The following is a 12676-nucleotide window of genomic DNA, read 5'->3' on the forward strand; positions in this document are numbered from 1 at the left end:
AGTCGATCCCTTCAAAGAGATCGTGAAACTCGCCTATCTCGTGTGCCGCGAGAAGGTGGGAGCGGAACGACGCTTACGGTACAAACCGCACGATCATTGCTGCTTTAGCGGAAGCTTTGTTCCGGTTGGTCCTAAGGACTGGGTCCTGATCGGCGCCGATCGGGACCCCACTCGATTTCTGATTTGCGTCGGTTGTACGTGCAGCGGTGCAGATGCACAGCCGAGCGCGTCTGCACGCTTGCACGAATTAGGCGATCTGCATCCCAGCTCGCGTTGCCGGCATCTCGAAGCTTCAGTGCGTCACCGGCAGCGCCTCGTCACCGCCAAACTTCGACGGATCGTCGTAGCTCGGCGTATCATCGTGGACCGGCAGCCTAGGACCTGCGTAGGCGAAGCCTGGAATGGCGTAGCCTTGGTTGGGGCGACCGGTGCTGATGTACTGCGGCCCTCTGCGGACGTGGTGATGCTCCTTGGCGAAGGCAACCGGGGTTGTCGCCAACGTCGACAAAACAGCTGCAGCGGCGAAAACTGAAAGACGAGACATTTGGGGCACTCCTTTGTTTGCCTTGTGCAGCGATTGCTGAGCAAACTTAAGTGGAACTTAAGGGCCCGAGATCAGAGCCCGAATTCCAGCCAGTCTCGTTTATGTGCGCGATCGTCTCGAAGTCGCACAAAATCTGTTCGTCAGGCGCGCAGCGCGCTAACCTACTGGATGATTACGGGGGTTGCCCGCGCGTGTAAAGGCGGACAATCGGCTGAAGGAATATTGGTCAATCTGGTCGCGAGCGCCGGAATTGCGCCCGAACGATCACGACAGCCGCGCGATCTTATTGTCGGCGACGACGACCGGCACATCCGGCGCGGTCTCCCATTCGACGAAATAGTCGACGATGCCCCGACCAGCCACCGAGCCGACGACAACTCCCTTGGTGCCGACCGCGTTCGTGTCGCCTCTCTCGGAGAGCACCTTGACGACCGGCGTGCCGTTGGCAATGGCGCCTTCGATCTGGTCGGCCGTGTAGACAGCGACGCAGAACGGCGTGACTGTGGTCAGGAAGCGCGTCATTGCAATTGCGGGATGGTGATCATCGCCGTCTCATCTCTGTCGCCACTGTCGTCTTGCGCCACATAACTCAATGAGCAGCTCGCGGCTAATGTCGTCAAGCGCCCAAGAGAGCGCGCAGCAGTCATCCCAACACGTCTGTTTGCCGAGGTGTTTGAAAAATACTTGCCGTACCTCGGCCTTGAAGATGGCGATGGTTCCGCATGCGGTGCCTCTGTCGAGACGCACGGTGCCATCATCACGCATGATTTCGTCGTCCATGTAATCGTCCTCCATGGTGGGCCCTCTCCTATGATTGTCCGCATTGTATGGGCGAACCTGATTTTTTTGTTACTGGGTCTGTTGGACTGAATTACCTACTTTGCCCGTAATGCAAACACCTGAATGCAAAGCGCGGCGTGAAGCGTCCGCGATCGTCTCTCAAATGCTGCTGGTCATCGTCCGCTTGTTGCTTGAGGGGTACGACAGGAACGGCGAGCACATCGGGGCGGTCTGGCCCGAGTTGATGATCGGTCTGACCATTCGACTCAACGACGATCGAGGCCACGCGCCCATCTCCCAGCTCGCTATCGTGAGAGCGACAGGCATGCCGCGCGGAAGTGTGCAACGCTGGTTGGATATCTTGGTCGAGCAGCGCGTCATCAAGAAGAGCGGCCCTGGCTACATCTGCGACGAAAGCCACCTGCAGGAGCGGCTCAACTCGCGCCACTTCAAGCGCATTGTCCGCGCGACCTGCGCTGCTGCGCGTCTGCTGAAAGACCACAAGTGATGATCGATCCAATGTACGCATGCTGACGACGATCCATCAATTCGATTGGACCCGATTTGTTGAGCGCATTTTTTGCAAACTGCAAGTTGCCCATTTTGAGCAGTGGAAGAATGGCTGCATGCAAAAAGTGCCAGTGCCCATTTTGGGCAGGTGACCAACTGCCATTATCCACACGAACTGCAACCGCAAGGCGACCCACGCGAGTTGGCTATTGCCAAACCTTCCCCTTGATCCATTTTGTGACACGGGACAGGACCCACCAGCAAAAAGAAGAAACCAATGCCACGTCGCGCAGTTGTCGCGGTCGGCGTCAGCCAACTGATGGTAGACCTCGCACTACTGGTTTATGACCACGAGCCCTATAAGCAGGAGTACTTCGGCGCCGCGCTGGAGCAGATGTTTGTCGCCTTGGTGATCTTCAGTGCTGCAGAAGGCGCCGGCCAACCGCTCACCGTCGCCGACGTCTCCAAGACCCTGGGAGTGCCGTACAGCAACGTCCACCCGCACCTGAAGAGTTTTGGAGCTGAGTGATCTGCATGCGGATGCCAGGGCGCCTGTCTACGCCTAATGTCCGCTCTCTGCGTAAAGCCGGACCCTGAACCGCTTTAAAGCCAAGTTCATTCCTTGACCCACAACGGACCTCGTGCGGTGAACAGCGTTCGGCTCTCAACACTAAGTGAGCTTCCCCCAGCGCGTTCTGTGGCCCACCATATCAGCCCGCTGCCACCGAGGATGATCACGCCCAAACAAGCCCATCCAAGTATGCCGTTGGTGACGACCCACGCACCGAGCACCATCACGGGTACGGTCATGGCGAGGTAGCAAGGTCCGGTGTATCGGCAGTGTGTACGATTATAGCGTCGCGCATTCAGCATGCGCGCTGTGCCCATCCAGATGAGGCGATGATCCAGATCACGGACTTGGGCTTTAGCTTTGTGCCGCAACCGGTGCATTCATAGAAAAACTGACAGGCATCCGTCGGCATAATCTCGACTTTCGCGACGGCGCAGCACGGACAAGTGATGGTCGATTGAAAAGCATCGGATCAGCTCTTGGGTGCGGACGGATAACCGGCCTTCGTGGTGGCCGAGGTTCGTCAGTCACCTCCTCTTCATTCAAACCGACTCGCTGGAAAAAGCCTTCGGAATGAGCCTTCGCAACTTTCAGCGACGCAAGGACGCTCCCGACAAGCCGCTCAGCCAGGAGCAAAGTGGGCGGACCTGGAAGTTTGCGGAAATCCTGGCCAAGGCCACGGACGTGTTCGGTTCGCAGGAAGAAGCAGAGCAGTGGCTCGAGCGTCCGGCCATCGGTCTTGACCAGCGTCGCCCGATCGACCTGCTTGCCACTCCGGCGGGCATCGAGCTAGTTGAACAGTACCTCACGCGCCTCGCATACGGCGTGTATGCATGACGCCTTCTTAGAGCCATTGGGAGGCGGCAAGCTCATCGCTTGGCGCCTCGATCAGGCGCGCTTTGCGTCGATCTGGGATAGTGGCGAAGGCGCATTCCAGGTCGGCGGCCGGTGGAACAGCAAAGGCGTTCGCGTCGTGTATTGCGCGCTTGATCCAGCGACCGCGATACTCGAAGTGGCGGTTCACAAAGGCTTCAAAGCGCTCGACACTCTGCCGCACGTACTGACCGCGCTTCATATCGTCGACGTGTCTGACGTTCATATTGTTCGCCCTGTCGACGTTCCGAACACCAATTGGCTGCGACCGGGAATCCCAGGCGCAGGCCAGCAGGCGTTCGCGGATGTGCTCTTGGCCAAGCACAAATTCGTCGTGATCCCATGTGTGGTGTCCAAACACAGCTGGAATCTGATCTTCGACCCGACCAGGGCGAAAGGCGCGTACCAGCCGCACCTTCAGGAAGCGTTCGCGCTCGATACGCGCCTTCATCCTTCGACATCACCGCCCTAATTCGGCCGCGTAGCGGCGACTGACATTCTGGCCCCAGGGCAATTGTGCAACGACCTGTTGCACGATTTGTTGGTCAGACCAGGTCAGGGCCGATTTCCGCGGTGAAGCGGATCGGACTGGAGGCGAGACCATTGTCGCAGTGGCTGCATGCGGGGTTAAAACGAGCAGGATTCGAAGTTGTTTTGCTGGAAACCTGCCTCCCGACTTCAAACGGTATTTGGTTGACCAGTGTCTTCACCGGTGTCGACTGATCCATATAGCGCCTCAAAGCCGTGCCGAGATCCACCCATGAGGCCCCCGAGGCAGCGCTGGACCAGTTCGGCCGGATCGACCGGCGGTCGCTTTAATACGTCTGCGACAGATACTCGACGATCTTGCCGACGTCCGCTTCGTCGATCGGTGCGCCGTACACCTTGATCATCTTCATGACCTCGGCCTGCCAGAAATCCTTCTTGAACTTTGGGCCCTGTGGCTGAGTTTTGATGTAGTCGGCCGAATGACACGCGGTGCAATTGCCTTGCACCACCTCAAGGTTTGGCCCCGGCTTGAACGCGGCGGTTTCCGGAGGGAGCTCGTAAGAGACCGGTTTGGCCCGAACTGGGACGCTGATGCCAGCGATCGCAGCAACACTCGCCATCATCGATACTGCTCTCAACGCAGTCCTGTGCAAGGTCATGACCAGGCTCCTCAGGCTGCTGTAACAGACGTTGTTTCAATCACGTTGCGCATGTAGCCGGGCGGATTCCATGTTGCGGTTTCGGGCTGTGTCTGCCCGGCCTGGTTGGTGGCTCGAACCTTGAGGTCATGCGCGCCGGGCGGCAACCGGACCGAGAGCTGCCATTCACGGAACGAATACTTGCCAAGGTCCTTGCCGAGCTTGGCCGCCTGCCAGGTCTTGCCGCCATCGGGCGACAGGCTGACGTCCTTGATACCAGTTCCGCCATCGAATGCGATGCCTTTGACAATTGTCGGGCCGCCGGCCTTCACCTTGGCGCCGTTGGTCAGGTTGGTGATGAAAGAACGAACGTTGAGACGATTGATCGGCACTGTCGACTTCGGTGCGGCGCCGGGATCGACGCAGGCGCAGCTGTTGTCCGGGATCCGATAGGCTCCTTTCATCCAGAAGCCATCGAACACCGAGTCGAGCACGGTGATCTCGTTCAGGTGCTTGACCCAATAGGTCCCATAATAGCCGGGCACCACCAGCCGCAGCGGGAACCCGTTCAGCAGCGGCAAGTCAGTCCCGTTCATGGCATAGGCCAGCATCACCTCGCCATCACGGGCGTGATCGATATCCAGCGCCTTGACGTAATCCGGTGTTCTATCGCTCACCGGACCATCGAGGCCGCCGAACGTCACCTGCTTGGCGCCCTGCTGCACGCCGGCCTTATCGAGTACCGCTTTCAGCGGCACGCCGCGCCAACGTGCATTGCCCACGGCGCCGTTGGCGAGCTGACCACCGGCGACGCGTGGATCCGAAAATCCCCGGCTATTGCCGGAACATTGATTGACTGCCACGAGATCAATGGCCGGCATCTTCTTGATCTCGGCCGGTGACAGCTTCAACGGCTTGTCGACCTTCCCTTTGATCTCAACGGAGAACGTATCCGGATCAATCTCTAGAGGAATATCGGCGAGATGGTAGCGCACGAAGAACGCATGGTTCGGAGTGAGCACACCTTCATTGAACACCGAGAACGGCGTCTCCAACTGCGGGGGTCGGCTGGTCAGGCCGATCATCAAACGCTTCTGAGGGTATCTGACCAGCGGCCGCTCGCCATTGCCGAACGGCAACGTCACGGTCTCAGCCAAAGCTGAATTTGATGAAAATGGCAGAACGGCACCGGATGCTGCAAGCATAACTCCGGACCGTATAAAGGTGCGTCTGTCGATCACGGCGGTCCTCCTGTTGCCTTGTGTCCAAGTGACGTTCAGCTGTCGCCGCATGCGCCTGGGTCCCTGGTAGGGCTTTGCCTTCGAAGCGCGGTTCGAGGACGCTGGCACAGGTACAAGGCGTTCCGCAAGATGATTGCCGTTCGAAAGCCACATCGTCGGTTGAGATCAAGCGATAGCGAAAACTTCATCACGCGTGGCAGCGTGCATATTTCATCATGCTGACACCGGTCTAGACCGCCGAGTCGGGCGGCGTCGTGGGCCTAACGCGTCCTTTCGTGCCTTACGTCACGCACCAGGTTGGCGTTGTCGTCCTGCATATGAACACCGGGTGCGTGACCGAACCGTTTGCGGATCTCCTTATCCGTTTCGATTTGTTGACTGCCCTGGCGCTCTGCGCCTATTCGGGTTTCCCGCCGGCGGCCTCGGCCGAGACCGCCGCCAGCATGGCTGACATGATGCCCACCGAAGGGAAGGCGTCCGGCGCCACGCCCTGTCCGGCCAGGATGTCGCGGGGTTCGCGATACGCGATGCGGACCTGGCCTTCGGCGGTCTCATAGACCAAGACGCGCAATGGCAGGTCGAGGCCCAGCGTCTGGTGCGCCTGCATCAGAGGAGTGCCGGCCTTGGCCCCGCCGAACGTCACCACGGTGGTGCGGCCAAGCGTAAGGCCTGCGCCCTGCGCGTTGGCGGCGTGATCGACCATGCCGAACACCTCGACCTGCCTGTGCTTCACGCTGGCGATCAGCGCATTCAGCGTGTCATCGAAAGGGCGAGAGGAGACGACGACGACCAAGCTTTCAGACATGTGTCACTCCATTGCAGCGGTGCAGCGTCAAGATTGAGGCCGGCCACGCCTCTTTGCTAATATTCCAACTCGCGAGGCAGCGTTTCAATTTCACTGCAGCCTGGATTGCCCCGTGGCAGCGATCTGCCCTTTTGTTCGATGGCGGCACGGCCACAGCTACTGTCTACAATCCTTCGTACACAAGCTTGGTGAAGAACTCCGGACCGATCACGAATCGTCCCCATTTGTCGTCGAAGGCCGCGGTCGGCTTCGCCGCTATGACGTCTTCGAGGGATTTCCCCTGTGACGTCAATGCGGCGACCTTATCGCGCACCGTGACCAGCATGTCGCGAAACTCAATCAATTGAGCGCGGTTGCCGACCGGCCCATGACCGGGAACCAGGATTGTTTGATCCGTGGTGCGTTCGATAGCCTTATTAGCCCAGGCGATGGCCGAATTGACGCTGCCGCCGTGTTCGTTGTCGATGAACGGATAGTATCCGTTCCAGAACGTGTCGCCGAAGGCCATCACATCGGCCTTTTCGAAGTACACCAACACATCGCCGTCAGTATGGCCGGGGCCGAAATGCTCCACCTTTATGGAGTCGCCCGCAAAGGCGAACTCCTTCTCATCTTCCACGATGATCGTCGGGCGCGCGCCCGCCGGAACGGGAGCGAACGTCCAATTCCAATCATCGATGCGAGTGGTATCGGAAAGATGCTTCAGCGTATTTCCCTGTGCAATGATCGCGGCGCCGGCTGCATGCATCCACTCATTTCCGTCGGTATGATCCCAGTGCCAATGGGTGTTTACGACGTATTTCAACGGTGACGGGCCGATCTTATCGAGAGCCGCTTGCAATTTGTCTTTTGACGGTTTGATCCCGGCATCGACGAGGAACTTGCCCTCGCTTCCCGACAGAACCACGATATTCCCCCCGGATCCCATCAGGACATTGATGTTGCCACGCAAGGGCACGGTGATGATGTCGCCCTTGGCGCGCTCCAGATAGTGCGCGCCGGCCCCGGTATGGAAATAGTCTCCTTTTGGTGGCGCTGGCGCATCGGCGGTTGCGGGGACAGCATATCCAAAAGCAAGAAAAGCCGAACACAGGAATACGGCGGTCGATCGAATCGCAGGCGCGTTTATTGGCATGATCTGGATGCCTTTCCCTGACGCAGCCCTGAAATATGGCTGCTCGCTTGAAACAGGAAATCGCCCTGGCGGGGTGCTGGTATCCATCCGCTCGGTCAACGAACGAAACGTGATCCCGCCTTCGCGACGCGGCGATTGAGGGTGGATGAAAATGGGTCTACTGGCTATTAGATCCGCATGCGGCTTTGTCGAAACGCACGCTTTCGATCGCCCGATGCGGACCCCCAATGTCAGTTCTTAGTCGGCTCTTCGGTATAAGGGGCGCTATGCGAACGCTTGTCGCACCGCAAGAAAGCGGCGCGCCAGCCGAGAGGAACTAGCTTTGGTCAGGGGTGAATAGCGGACCTGAGTATCGCTCCGGCGAGGACCGCCTTGCGCTGTTTGATAGACGATGAAGACATAGGCTTATGACTGACCATATGCCTATGCCGAAGGTTTCCCGACTTGAAGTCGTCTCGACGGGCGCTCGACGCCGTTGGACATTGGAAGAAAAGCAGCGGATCGTCACCGAGAGCTATGGCGGGCCACGTCTGGTGTCGGTGACGGCGCGACGTAACGGGCTGTCGACAAGCCAACTGTTCACGTGGCGCCGGTTGGCGCGCGAAGGCAAGCTGAGCGGGGATGCCGCGCCGGTGCTTGTTCCGGTTGAGATCACGCCTGCGGCGGCTACGATCTCGAGTGGCGCGCCACAACCGGTGTCTTCACCGCCTGCGCAACGTGCAAGGGCCGGCATTATCGAGATCGAGCTTGGCAGCTGTCGTGTTCGCGTTGACCGCGACGTGGACGTTGAGGCGCTGCAGCGGGTTCTTGAGCTTCTGAGACGGCGATGATCCCGATCCCGAGCGGGGTAAGGGTCTGGATCGCCACCGGCCACACCGACATGCGCCGCGGGATGCAAAGCCTGGCGCTTGCGGTCCAGGAGAGCCTGAAGCGCGATCCTCATGCTGGCGATCTTTACATCTTCCGGGGGCGCCGCGGCGATTTGGTCAAAATCCTCTGGCATGACGGGCTTGGCATGTCGCTCTACGCCAAGCGCCTGGATCGCGGCAAGTTCATCTGGCCCTCGGCGTCGGACGGCGCGATATCGATCTCGGCGGCGCAAATGGCTTACATGCTCGAAGGCATCGACTGGCGGAATCCCCAACTGAGCTGGCGGCCGCAGAGCGCGGGCTGAGCGCAGAATCTGTAGCTTCTTGCATTTTGGGGAATCCCATCGCGTCCAATTTGTGATTCACTGCGTCGTATGAATGCGGATCGCGACGCTGCTCCGGATGACGTTGCCGCCCTGAAGGCGGCGCTGGCAGCCGAGCGCGCGAAGGGGTTGGAGATCGCCGCCGAGCTCGCGGTCGCCCGTGCGAAAGCGTCTGAGGACGAAGCGCTGATTGCCCAGCAGAATCTGCAAATTGCCAAGCTAAGACATCAGATTTACGGCCAGCGGTCGGAGCGTTCGTCGCGCCTGATCGAGCAGTTGGCCTTGACGTTCGAAGAGTTGGAAAGTGACGCCACTGAAGACGAGCTGGCGGCAGAGCGCGCTGTGGCCAAGGCGATGACGGTGCGCGGATTTACGCGCAAGCGTCCCGAGCGCCAGACCTTCCCTGAGCATTTGCCGCGCGAACGAGTGGTGATCGAGCCGCCGACGGCTTGTGAGTGCTGTGGCGGCAATCGTCTGCGCAAGCTCGGCGAGGACGTGACGCGGACGCTGGAAGTGGTGCCGCGCCAGTGGAAGGTGATCGAGACGGTCCGGGAGAAGTTCTCCTGCCGTGACTGCGAGAAGATCAGCCAGGCGCCGGCGCCATTCCATGCCGTCGCACGGGGATGGGCCGGCCCAAGCCTGTTGGCCATGATCATGTTCGAGAAGTTCGGCCAACATCAGCCTTTGAACCGCCAGGCTGAGCGCTACGCGCTGGAAGGCGTGCCGATCGCGCTGTCGACGATGGCGGACGCCGTGGGATCGGTCAATGCGTCGCTGGACCCCCTGCTGCGCCTGGTCGAAGCCCATGTCATGGCGGCCGAGCGCCTGCATGCCGATGATACGACGGTGCCGGTGCTGGCCAAGGGCAAGACCGATACGGCACGGTGCTGGATCTACGTCCGGGACGACCGGCCGTTTGGCGGCGCCGGGCCACCGGCAGCGATGTTCTACTACTCCCGCGACCGTAGGGGCGAGCATCCCCAGGCGCATCTGGCCCGGTATGCCGGCATCCTGCAGGCCGACGCCTATGATGGGTACAACCAGCTCTATTTGGCCGGGCGCCAGCCTGGACCGATCCGGGAAGCTGCCTGCTGGTCGCATGGACGACGCCCATTCTTTGCCATGGCTGACATCGAAGAGAATGCGCGGCGCAAGGGTGCCGGAAAAAAGGAGATCCCGCTCTCGCCGATTGCGATCGAGGTCGTGCGGCGGATCGATGCGGTGTTCGAGATCGAGCGCTCCATCAATGGCAAGAGTGCCGAGGAACGCGTTCAGGCTCGGCAGACGCTGAGCCGGCCTCTGGTCGAGGATCTTCAGCTCTACATGCGCGAACAGCTCGCTAAACTGTCTCGCGGCCACGACCTGGCCAAGGCGTTCAACTACATCCTGAAGCGATGGGCGAGCTTCACGCTGTTCCTGGAAGATGGACGCGTGTGTCTCTCCAACAATGCCGCCGAGCGGGGCTTGCGAGGCATCGCTCTTGGACGGAAGTCCTGGCTGTTCTGCGGATCTGATCGCGGAGGGCGGCGCGCCGCAGCTATGTACAGCCTCATCGTCACCGCGAAAATGAACGGCATCGACCCGCAGGCCTGGCTCACCGATATCCTCGCCCGCATCGCCGCCCATCCGGCTCATCGGCTCGACGAACTTCTGCCCTGGAATTGGACGCCGGCATCAGCACTCTCCGCTCGAGCTGCATGACCACGCACGTCGACAAGGTCCATCACGTCACCACCATCACCCAGGTCGCGAAAGACCTCGGCGAAGACGAAGATTGGCTCTGGGACATCGCCAACGAAATGGAAATCGAGGACGGCGTCATCTGGGTCTATGGCGTCGGAGAAGACGGCGTCCAGGCGTTCACCGACTTCGGAATCGAAAACCTCATCGAGCTGATCAGGTTCTACAAAGAGAACCCTGAACTGCTCAAGCGGTAGCCCTGCGGCCTACGCCGAATGGATAGTGCGCCAGTGAAACTGGCGAAGGATAGTCGATGAAAGTTCGATACAGGAAAGGAGTAGCGACCCACCTTGGCCCCGAGTCATGCGGAGGCGTTCGTGAGGACGACTTCGAAGCGTTGACAGGGGAAACCGCAGGCCAGCCATTGAGCCGCGAAATCGGAAGTCTGGAGCGCCGACGCTGTTATCCTAAGCGGAAGGCAACACGTTGGGCGGCGCACATCGCGAGCCGCTCAACGGTTCCACGCGGTCGGAGACCCTGAGCATGCGGGGAAATCCTTCGCACAGGAACTGGGAGATCTCGTCGTCGCCCGAAGACGAACAGCGTTCGGGCAGGCTGGGGAAAGGCGAATGCCATAAGCCCAGCGTCATCGTCGACGAGAAGTCGGATGTCCGCATAGTACCAATGAACGACCTGAACAACAGCGACGGGTCCACACCGTTGCTCGCGGAAGGTCCGGAGGGAAGGCGGGCAGCCAAGGGCAATAGCAAACATCCTCCCGCGCCCCGGACCCTGAGCCGGACCAGCGCGTCGACGAGGCTGGAGGCTATACGTGAACTGGCAAGACGGAATAGGAAGACACGGTTCACGGCGTTGATGCATCACGTGACGCGCGAATTGCTGACGGAAAGCTTCAGGCAACTGAAGCGCTCCGCGGTGCCCGGCGTCGACGGGATGACATGGCGCGACTATGAGGAAGGGCTCGACGAGCGAATAGCAGCGCTTTGGGACGCGGTCCAATCAGGCCGCTACCAGGCACTCCCGTCTCGCCGAGTGTATATCCCCAAGTTGAATGGCAAACTGAGACCGCTCGGAATCGCTGCGCTGGAGGATAAGATCGTCCAGCACGCGGTGACGACGGTCCTGAATGCAATCTACGAGGCGGACTTCCTCGGCTTTTCCTACGGATTCCGGGAGGGGCGAAGTCAGCATAAAGCGCTGGACGCACTCTGGATCGGCATCCATCAGAAAAGAGTGAACTGGGTGCTCGACGCCGACATCCGCTCGTTCTTCGACACGATCGATCACGAATGGATGATGCGGTTCCTCGAGCACAGGATTGCAGATCGCCGGCTCTTGCGATTGATACGCAAGTGGCTGACCGCTGGCGTTGTCGAAAGTGGATCGAAGTCCGTAGCACGGATAGGTACGCCGCAAGGCGCGGTGATCTCGCCGCTCCTCGCCAATATTTATCTGCACTACGTCTTCGACCTCTGGACCCACCAGTGGCGGAGCAAAACGGCGAAAGGGGATGTCATCGTCGTCCGCTATGCGGACGACAGCGTCGTGGGCTTCGAAACAAAGTCCGAGGCCCTACGCTTTCTCGACGCACTGCGTGAGCGGATGGCGATGTTCGGTCTCTCGCTGAATGAGGAGAAGACACGGATTCTGGAATTTGGACGGTACGCGGCCGAGCGCCGCGCACGCCGGGGGCAACGCCGCCCGGAAACGTTCGACTTCCTCGGGTTCACGCACATCTGCGCTGTGACCCGAATGAATCCGCACTTCACAATCCGGCGCGTGACCATCGCCTCCCGCATGCGGGCGACGCTGAGGGCGATACGACACGACCTGATGAAACGCCGCCATGCGCCCATCGCTGAGATCGGCGCCTGGCTCCGTCGCGTGGTGCAGGGGTACCTGAACTACCACGCGATTCCAGGGAATCTGAAACGGCTCGGCATGTTCCGCGCCGAGGTCTGCCGGGCATGGCTGCGCTCGCTTCGTCGACGCAGCCAGCGCTCCCGCATGACCTGGGATCGATTCCAGCGTCACGTTAGGCGATACATCCCGAAAGTCCGCGCCTGTCATCCGCATCCCAATCCGCGGTACACGTCATGACCCAAGGTAGGAGCCGTATGCGGTAGTGTGCGGAAGGTTCTGCAAAAGCCTGAGAGGCTGGAGCGGTCATGGTAAGTCCGGTGATTGCGAAGATCAC

General features: G+C 60.0%; 15 protein-coding genes and 2 pseudogenes. 9 read left to right on the top strand and 8 right to left on the bottom strand.

Annotated features, from left to right (window positions below; genetic code table 11):
* Nucleotides 1–292: 292 nt before the first annotated feature.
* The 3 genes from ACZXDY_RS42045 to ACZXDY_RS42055 all read right to left on the bottom strand — a co-directional run bounded on the left by ACZXDY_RS42045 (nt 293) and on the right by ACZXDY_RS42055 (nt 1339).
* Nucleotides 293–544, bottom strand: a complete 252-nt coding sequence (locus ACZXDY_RS42045) for a hypothetical protein (protein ID WP_155255623.1) — start codon at nt 542–544, stop codon at nt 293–295.
* A gap of 264 nt (nt 545–808) precedes the next feature.
* Complete coding sequence (locus ACZXDY_RS42050) at nt 809–1066, bottom strand: hypothetical protein (RefSeq protein ID WP_028168876.1); 258 nt, start codon at nt 1064–1066, stop codon at nt 809–811.
* Nucleotides 1067–1096: 30 nt separating this feature from the next.
* Nucleotides 1097–1339: a hypothetical protein gene (locus ACZXDY_RS42055; RefSeq protein WP_028168877.1), complete on the bottom strand. Its 243-nt coding sequence runs from the start codon at nt 1337–1339 to the stop codon at nt 1097–1099.
* Nucleotides 1340–1487: 148 nt separating this feature from the next.
* Here ACZXDY_RS42055 and ACZXDY_RS42060 point away from each other — a divergent pair, with 148 nt between their 5' ends.
* Nucleotides 1488–1832 carry a hypothetical protein gene (locus ACZXDY_RS42060; protein WP_028168878.1) on the top strand — a complete coding sequence of 115 codons (345 nt, stop codon included), beginning with the start codon at nt 1488–1490 and terminating at the stop codon, nt 1830–1832.
* 279 nt (nt 1833–2111) lie between these two features.
* Nucleotides 2112–2363, top strand: a complete 252-nt coding sequence (locus ACZXDY_RS42065) for a hypothetical protein (protein WP_028168879.1) — start codon at nt 2112–2114, stop codon at nt 2361–2363.
* Nucleotides 2364–2751: 388 nt separating this feature from the next.
* On the opposite strand, the pseudogene ACZXDY_RS42070 reads toward ACZXDY_RS42065, so the two are convergent.
* Nucleotides 2752–2856: pseudogene (locus ACZXDY_RS42070) on the bottom strand (GDCCVxC domain-containing (seleno)protein); the annotation flags it as partial.
* Between the two features lie 92 nt (nt 2857–2948).
* On the opposite strand from ACZXDY_RS42070, the pseudogene parS reads away from it, so the two are divergent.
* Together parS and ACZXDY_RS42080 are read left to right on the top strand one after the other, a co-directional pair.
* Nucleotides 2949–3242, top strand: a pseudogene (parS, locus tag ACZXDY_RS42075) (type II RES/Xre toxin-antitoxin system antitoxin); the annotation flags it as partial.
* Complete coding sequence (locus ACZXDY_RS42080) at nt 3235–3750, top strand: RES family NAD+ phosphorylase (RefSeq protein WP_464349536.1); 516 nt, start codon at nt 3235–3237, stop codon at nt 3748–3750. The pseudogene parS and the gene ACZXDY_RS42080, both read left to right, overlap by 8 nt.
* A 343-nt stretch (nt 3751–4093) precedes the next feature.
* Here the strand turns inward: ACZXDY_RS42080 and sorB are convergent, their stop codons facing one another.
* The 4 genes from sorB to ACZXDY_RS42100 form a co-directional block, all read right to left on the bottom strand.
* A complete protein-coding gene (sorB, locus tag ACZXDY_RS42085; RefSeq protein ID WP_464349537.1) occupies nt 4094–4426 on the bottom strand; it encodes a SorB family sulfite dehydrogenase c-type cytochrome subunit in 333 nt (110 codons plus the stop codon).
* 11 nt (nt 4427–4437) lie between these two features.
* On the bottom strand, nt 4438–5646 hold the full coding sequence (gene sorA, locus ACZXDY_RS42090) for a SorA family sulfite dehydrogenase catalytic subunit (RefSeq protein ID WP_464349538.1): 1209 nt from the start codon (nt 5644–5646) through the stop codon (nt 4438–4440).
* Nucleotides 5647–6043: 397 nt separating this feature from the next.
* Nucleotides 6044–6451, bottom strand: a complete 408-nt coding sequence (locus tag ACZXDY_RS42095) for a DUF302 domain-containing protein (RefSeq protein WP_464349539.1) — start codon at nt 6449–6451, stop codon at nt 6044–6046.
* Nucleotides 6452–6614: 163 nt separating this feature from the next.
* Nucleotides 6615–7673, bottom strand: coding sequence for an MBL fold metallo-hydrolase (locus ACZXDY_RS42100; protein WP_464349540.1), 1059 nt, complete (start codon nt 7671–7673; stop codon nt 6615–6617).
* A 320-nt stretch (nt 7674–7993) separates the two neighbouring features.
* On the opposite strand from ACZXDY_RS42100, the gene tnpA reads away from it, so the two are divergent.
* From tnpA to ltrA, 5 genes are all read left to right on the top strand, one after another.
* The gene (gene tnpA / locus ACZXDY_RS42105; RefSeq protein WP_464349541.1) at nt 7994–8416 is read left to right on the top strand and encodes an IS66-like element accessory protein TnpA; all 423 of its coding nucleotides are present in this window, start codon (nt 7994–7996) and stop codon (nt 8414–8416) included.
* A complete protein-coding gene (gene tnpB, locus ACZXDY_RS42110; protein WP_407121592.1) occupies nt 8413–8760 on the top strand; it encodes an IS66 family insertion sequence element accessory protein TnpB in 348 nt (115 codons plus the stop codon). The genes tnpA and tnpB overlap by 4 nt, the downstream gene beginning before the upstream one ends.
* Before the next feature lie 69 nt (nt 8761–8829).
* Nucleotides 8830–10479, top strand: coding sequence for an IS66 family transposase (tnpC, locus tag ACZXDY_RS42115; protein ID WP_464349542.1), 1650 nt, complete (start codon nt 8830–8832; stop codon nt 10477–10479).
* On the top strand, nt 10476–10715 hold the full coding sequence (locus tag ACZXDY_RS42120; protein ID WP_464349543.1) for a hypothetical protein: 240 nt from the start codon (nt 10476–10478) through the stop codon (nt 10713–10715). The genes tnpC and ACZXDY_RS42120 overlap by 4 nt, the downstream gene beginning before the upstream one ends.
* Nucleotides 10716–11001: 286 nt before the next feature.
* On the top strand, nt 11002–12579 hold the full coding sequence (gene ltrA, locus ACZXDY_RS42125) for a group II intron reverse transcriptase/maturase (RefSeq protein ID WP_464349544.1): 1578 nt from the start codon (nt 11002–11004) through the stop codon (nt 12577–12579).
* Nucleotides 12580–12676: the final 97 nt, after the last annotated feature.

It is taken from the genome of Bradyrhizobium sp. LeoB3 (assembly GCF_055456055.1).

What these genes read in the sequence shown, in the direction of transcription:
- ACZXDY_RS42045 (WP_155255623.1), bottom strand. Translation starts at nt 544, where the DNA reads ATGTCTCGTCTTTCAGTTTTCGCCGCTGCAGCTGTTTTGTCGACGTTG.
- ACZXDY_RS42050 (WP_028168876.1), bottom strand. Translation starts at nt 1,066, where the DNA reads ATGACGCGCTTCCTGACCACAGTCACGCCGTTCTGCGTCGCTGTCTAC.
- ACZXDY_RS42055 (WP_028168877.1), bottom strand. Translation starts at nt 1,339, where the DNA reads ATGGAGGACGATTACATGGACGACGAAATCATGCGTGATGATGGCACC.
- ACZXDY_RS42060 (WP_028168878.1), top strand. Translation starts at nt 1,488, where the DNA reads ATGCTGCTGGTCATCGTCCGCTTGTTGCTTGAGGGGTACGACAGGAAC.
- ACZXDY_RS42065 (WP_028168879.1), top strand. Translation starts at nt 2,112, where the DNA reads ATGCCACGTCGCGCAGTTGTCGCGGTCGGCGTCAGCCAACTGATGGTA.
- ACZXDY_RS42080 (WP_464349536.1), top strand. Translation starts at nt 3,235, where the DNA reads ATGCATGACGCCTTCTTAGAGCCATTGGGAGGCGGCAAGCTCATCGCT.
- sorB (WP_464349537.1), bottom strand. Translation starts at nt 4,426, where the DNA reads ATGACCTTGCACAGGACTGCGTTGAGAGCAGTATCGATGATGGCGAGT.
- ACZXDY_RS42095 (WP_464349539.1), bottom strand. Translation starts at nt 6,451, where the DNA reads ATGTCTGAAAGCTTGGTCGTCGTCGTCTCCTCTCGCCCTTTCGATGAC.
- ACZXDY_RS42100 (WP_464349540.1), bottom strand. Translation starts at nt 7,673, where the DNA reads ATGGATACCAGCACCCCGCCAGGGCGATTTCCTGTTTCAAGCGAGCAG.
- tnpA (WP_464349541.1), top strand. Translation starts at nt 7,994, where the DNA reads ATGACTGACCATATGCCTATGCCGAAGGTTTCCCGACTTGAAGTCGTC.
- tnpB (WP_407121592.1), top strand. Translation starts at nt 8,413, where the DNA reads ATGATCCCGATCCCGAGCGGGGTAAGGGTCTGGATCGCCACCGGCCAC.
- tnpC (WP_464349542.1), top strand. Translation starts at nt 8,830, where the DNA reads ATGAATGCGGATCGCGACGCTGCTCCGGATGACGTTGCCGCCCTGAAG.
- ACZXDY_RS42120 (WP_464349543.1), top strand. Translation starts at nt 10,476, where the DNA reads ATGACCACGCACGTCGACAAGGTCCATCACGTCACCACCATCACCCAG.
- ltrA (WP_464349544.1), top strand. Translation starts at nt 11,002, where the DNA reads ATGCGGGGAAATCCTTCGCACAGGAACTGGGAGATCTCGTCGTCGCCC.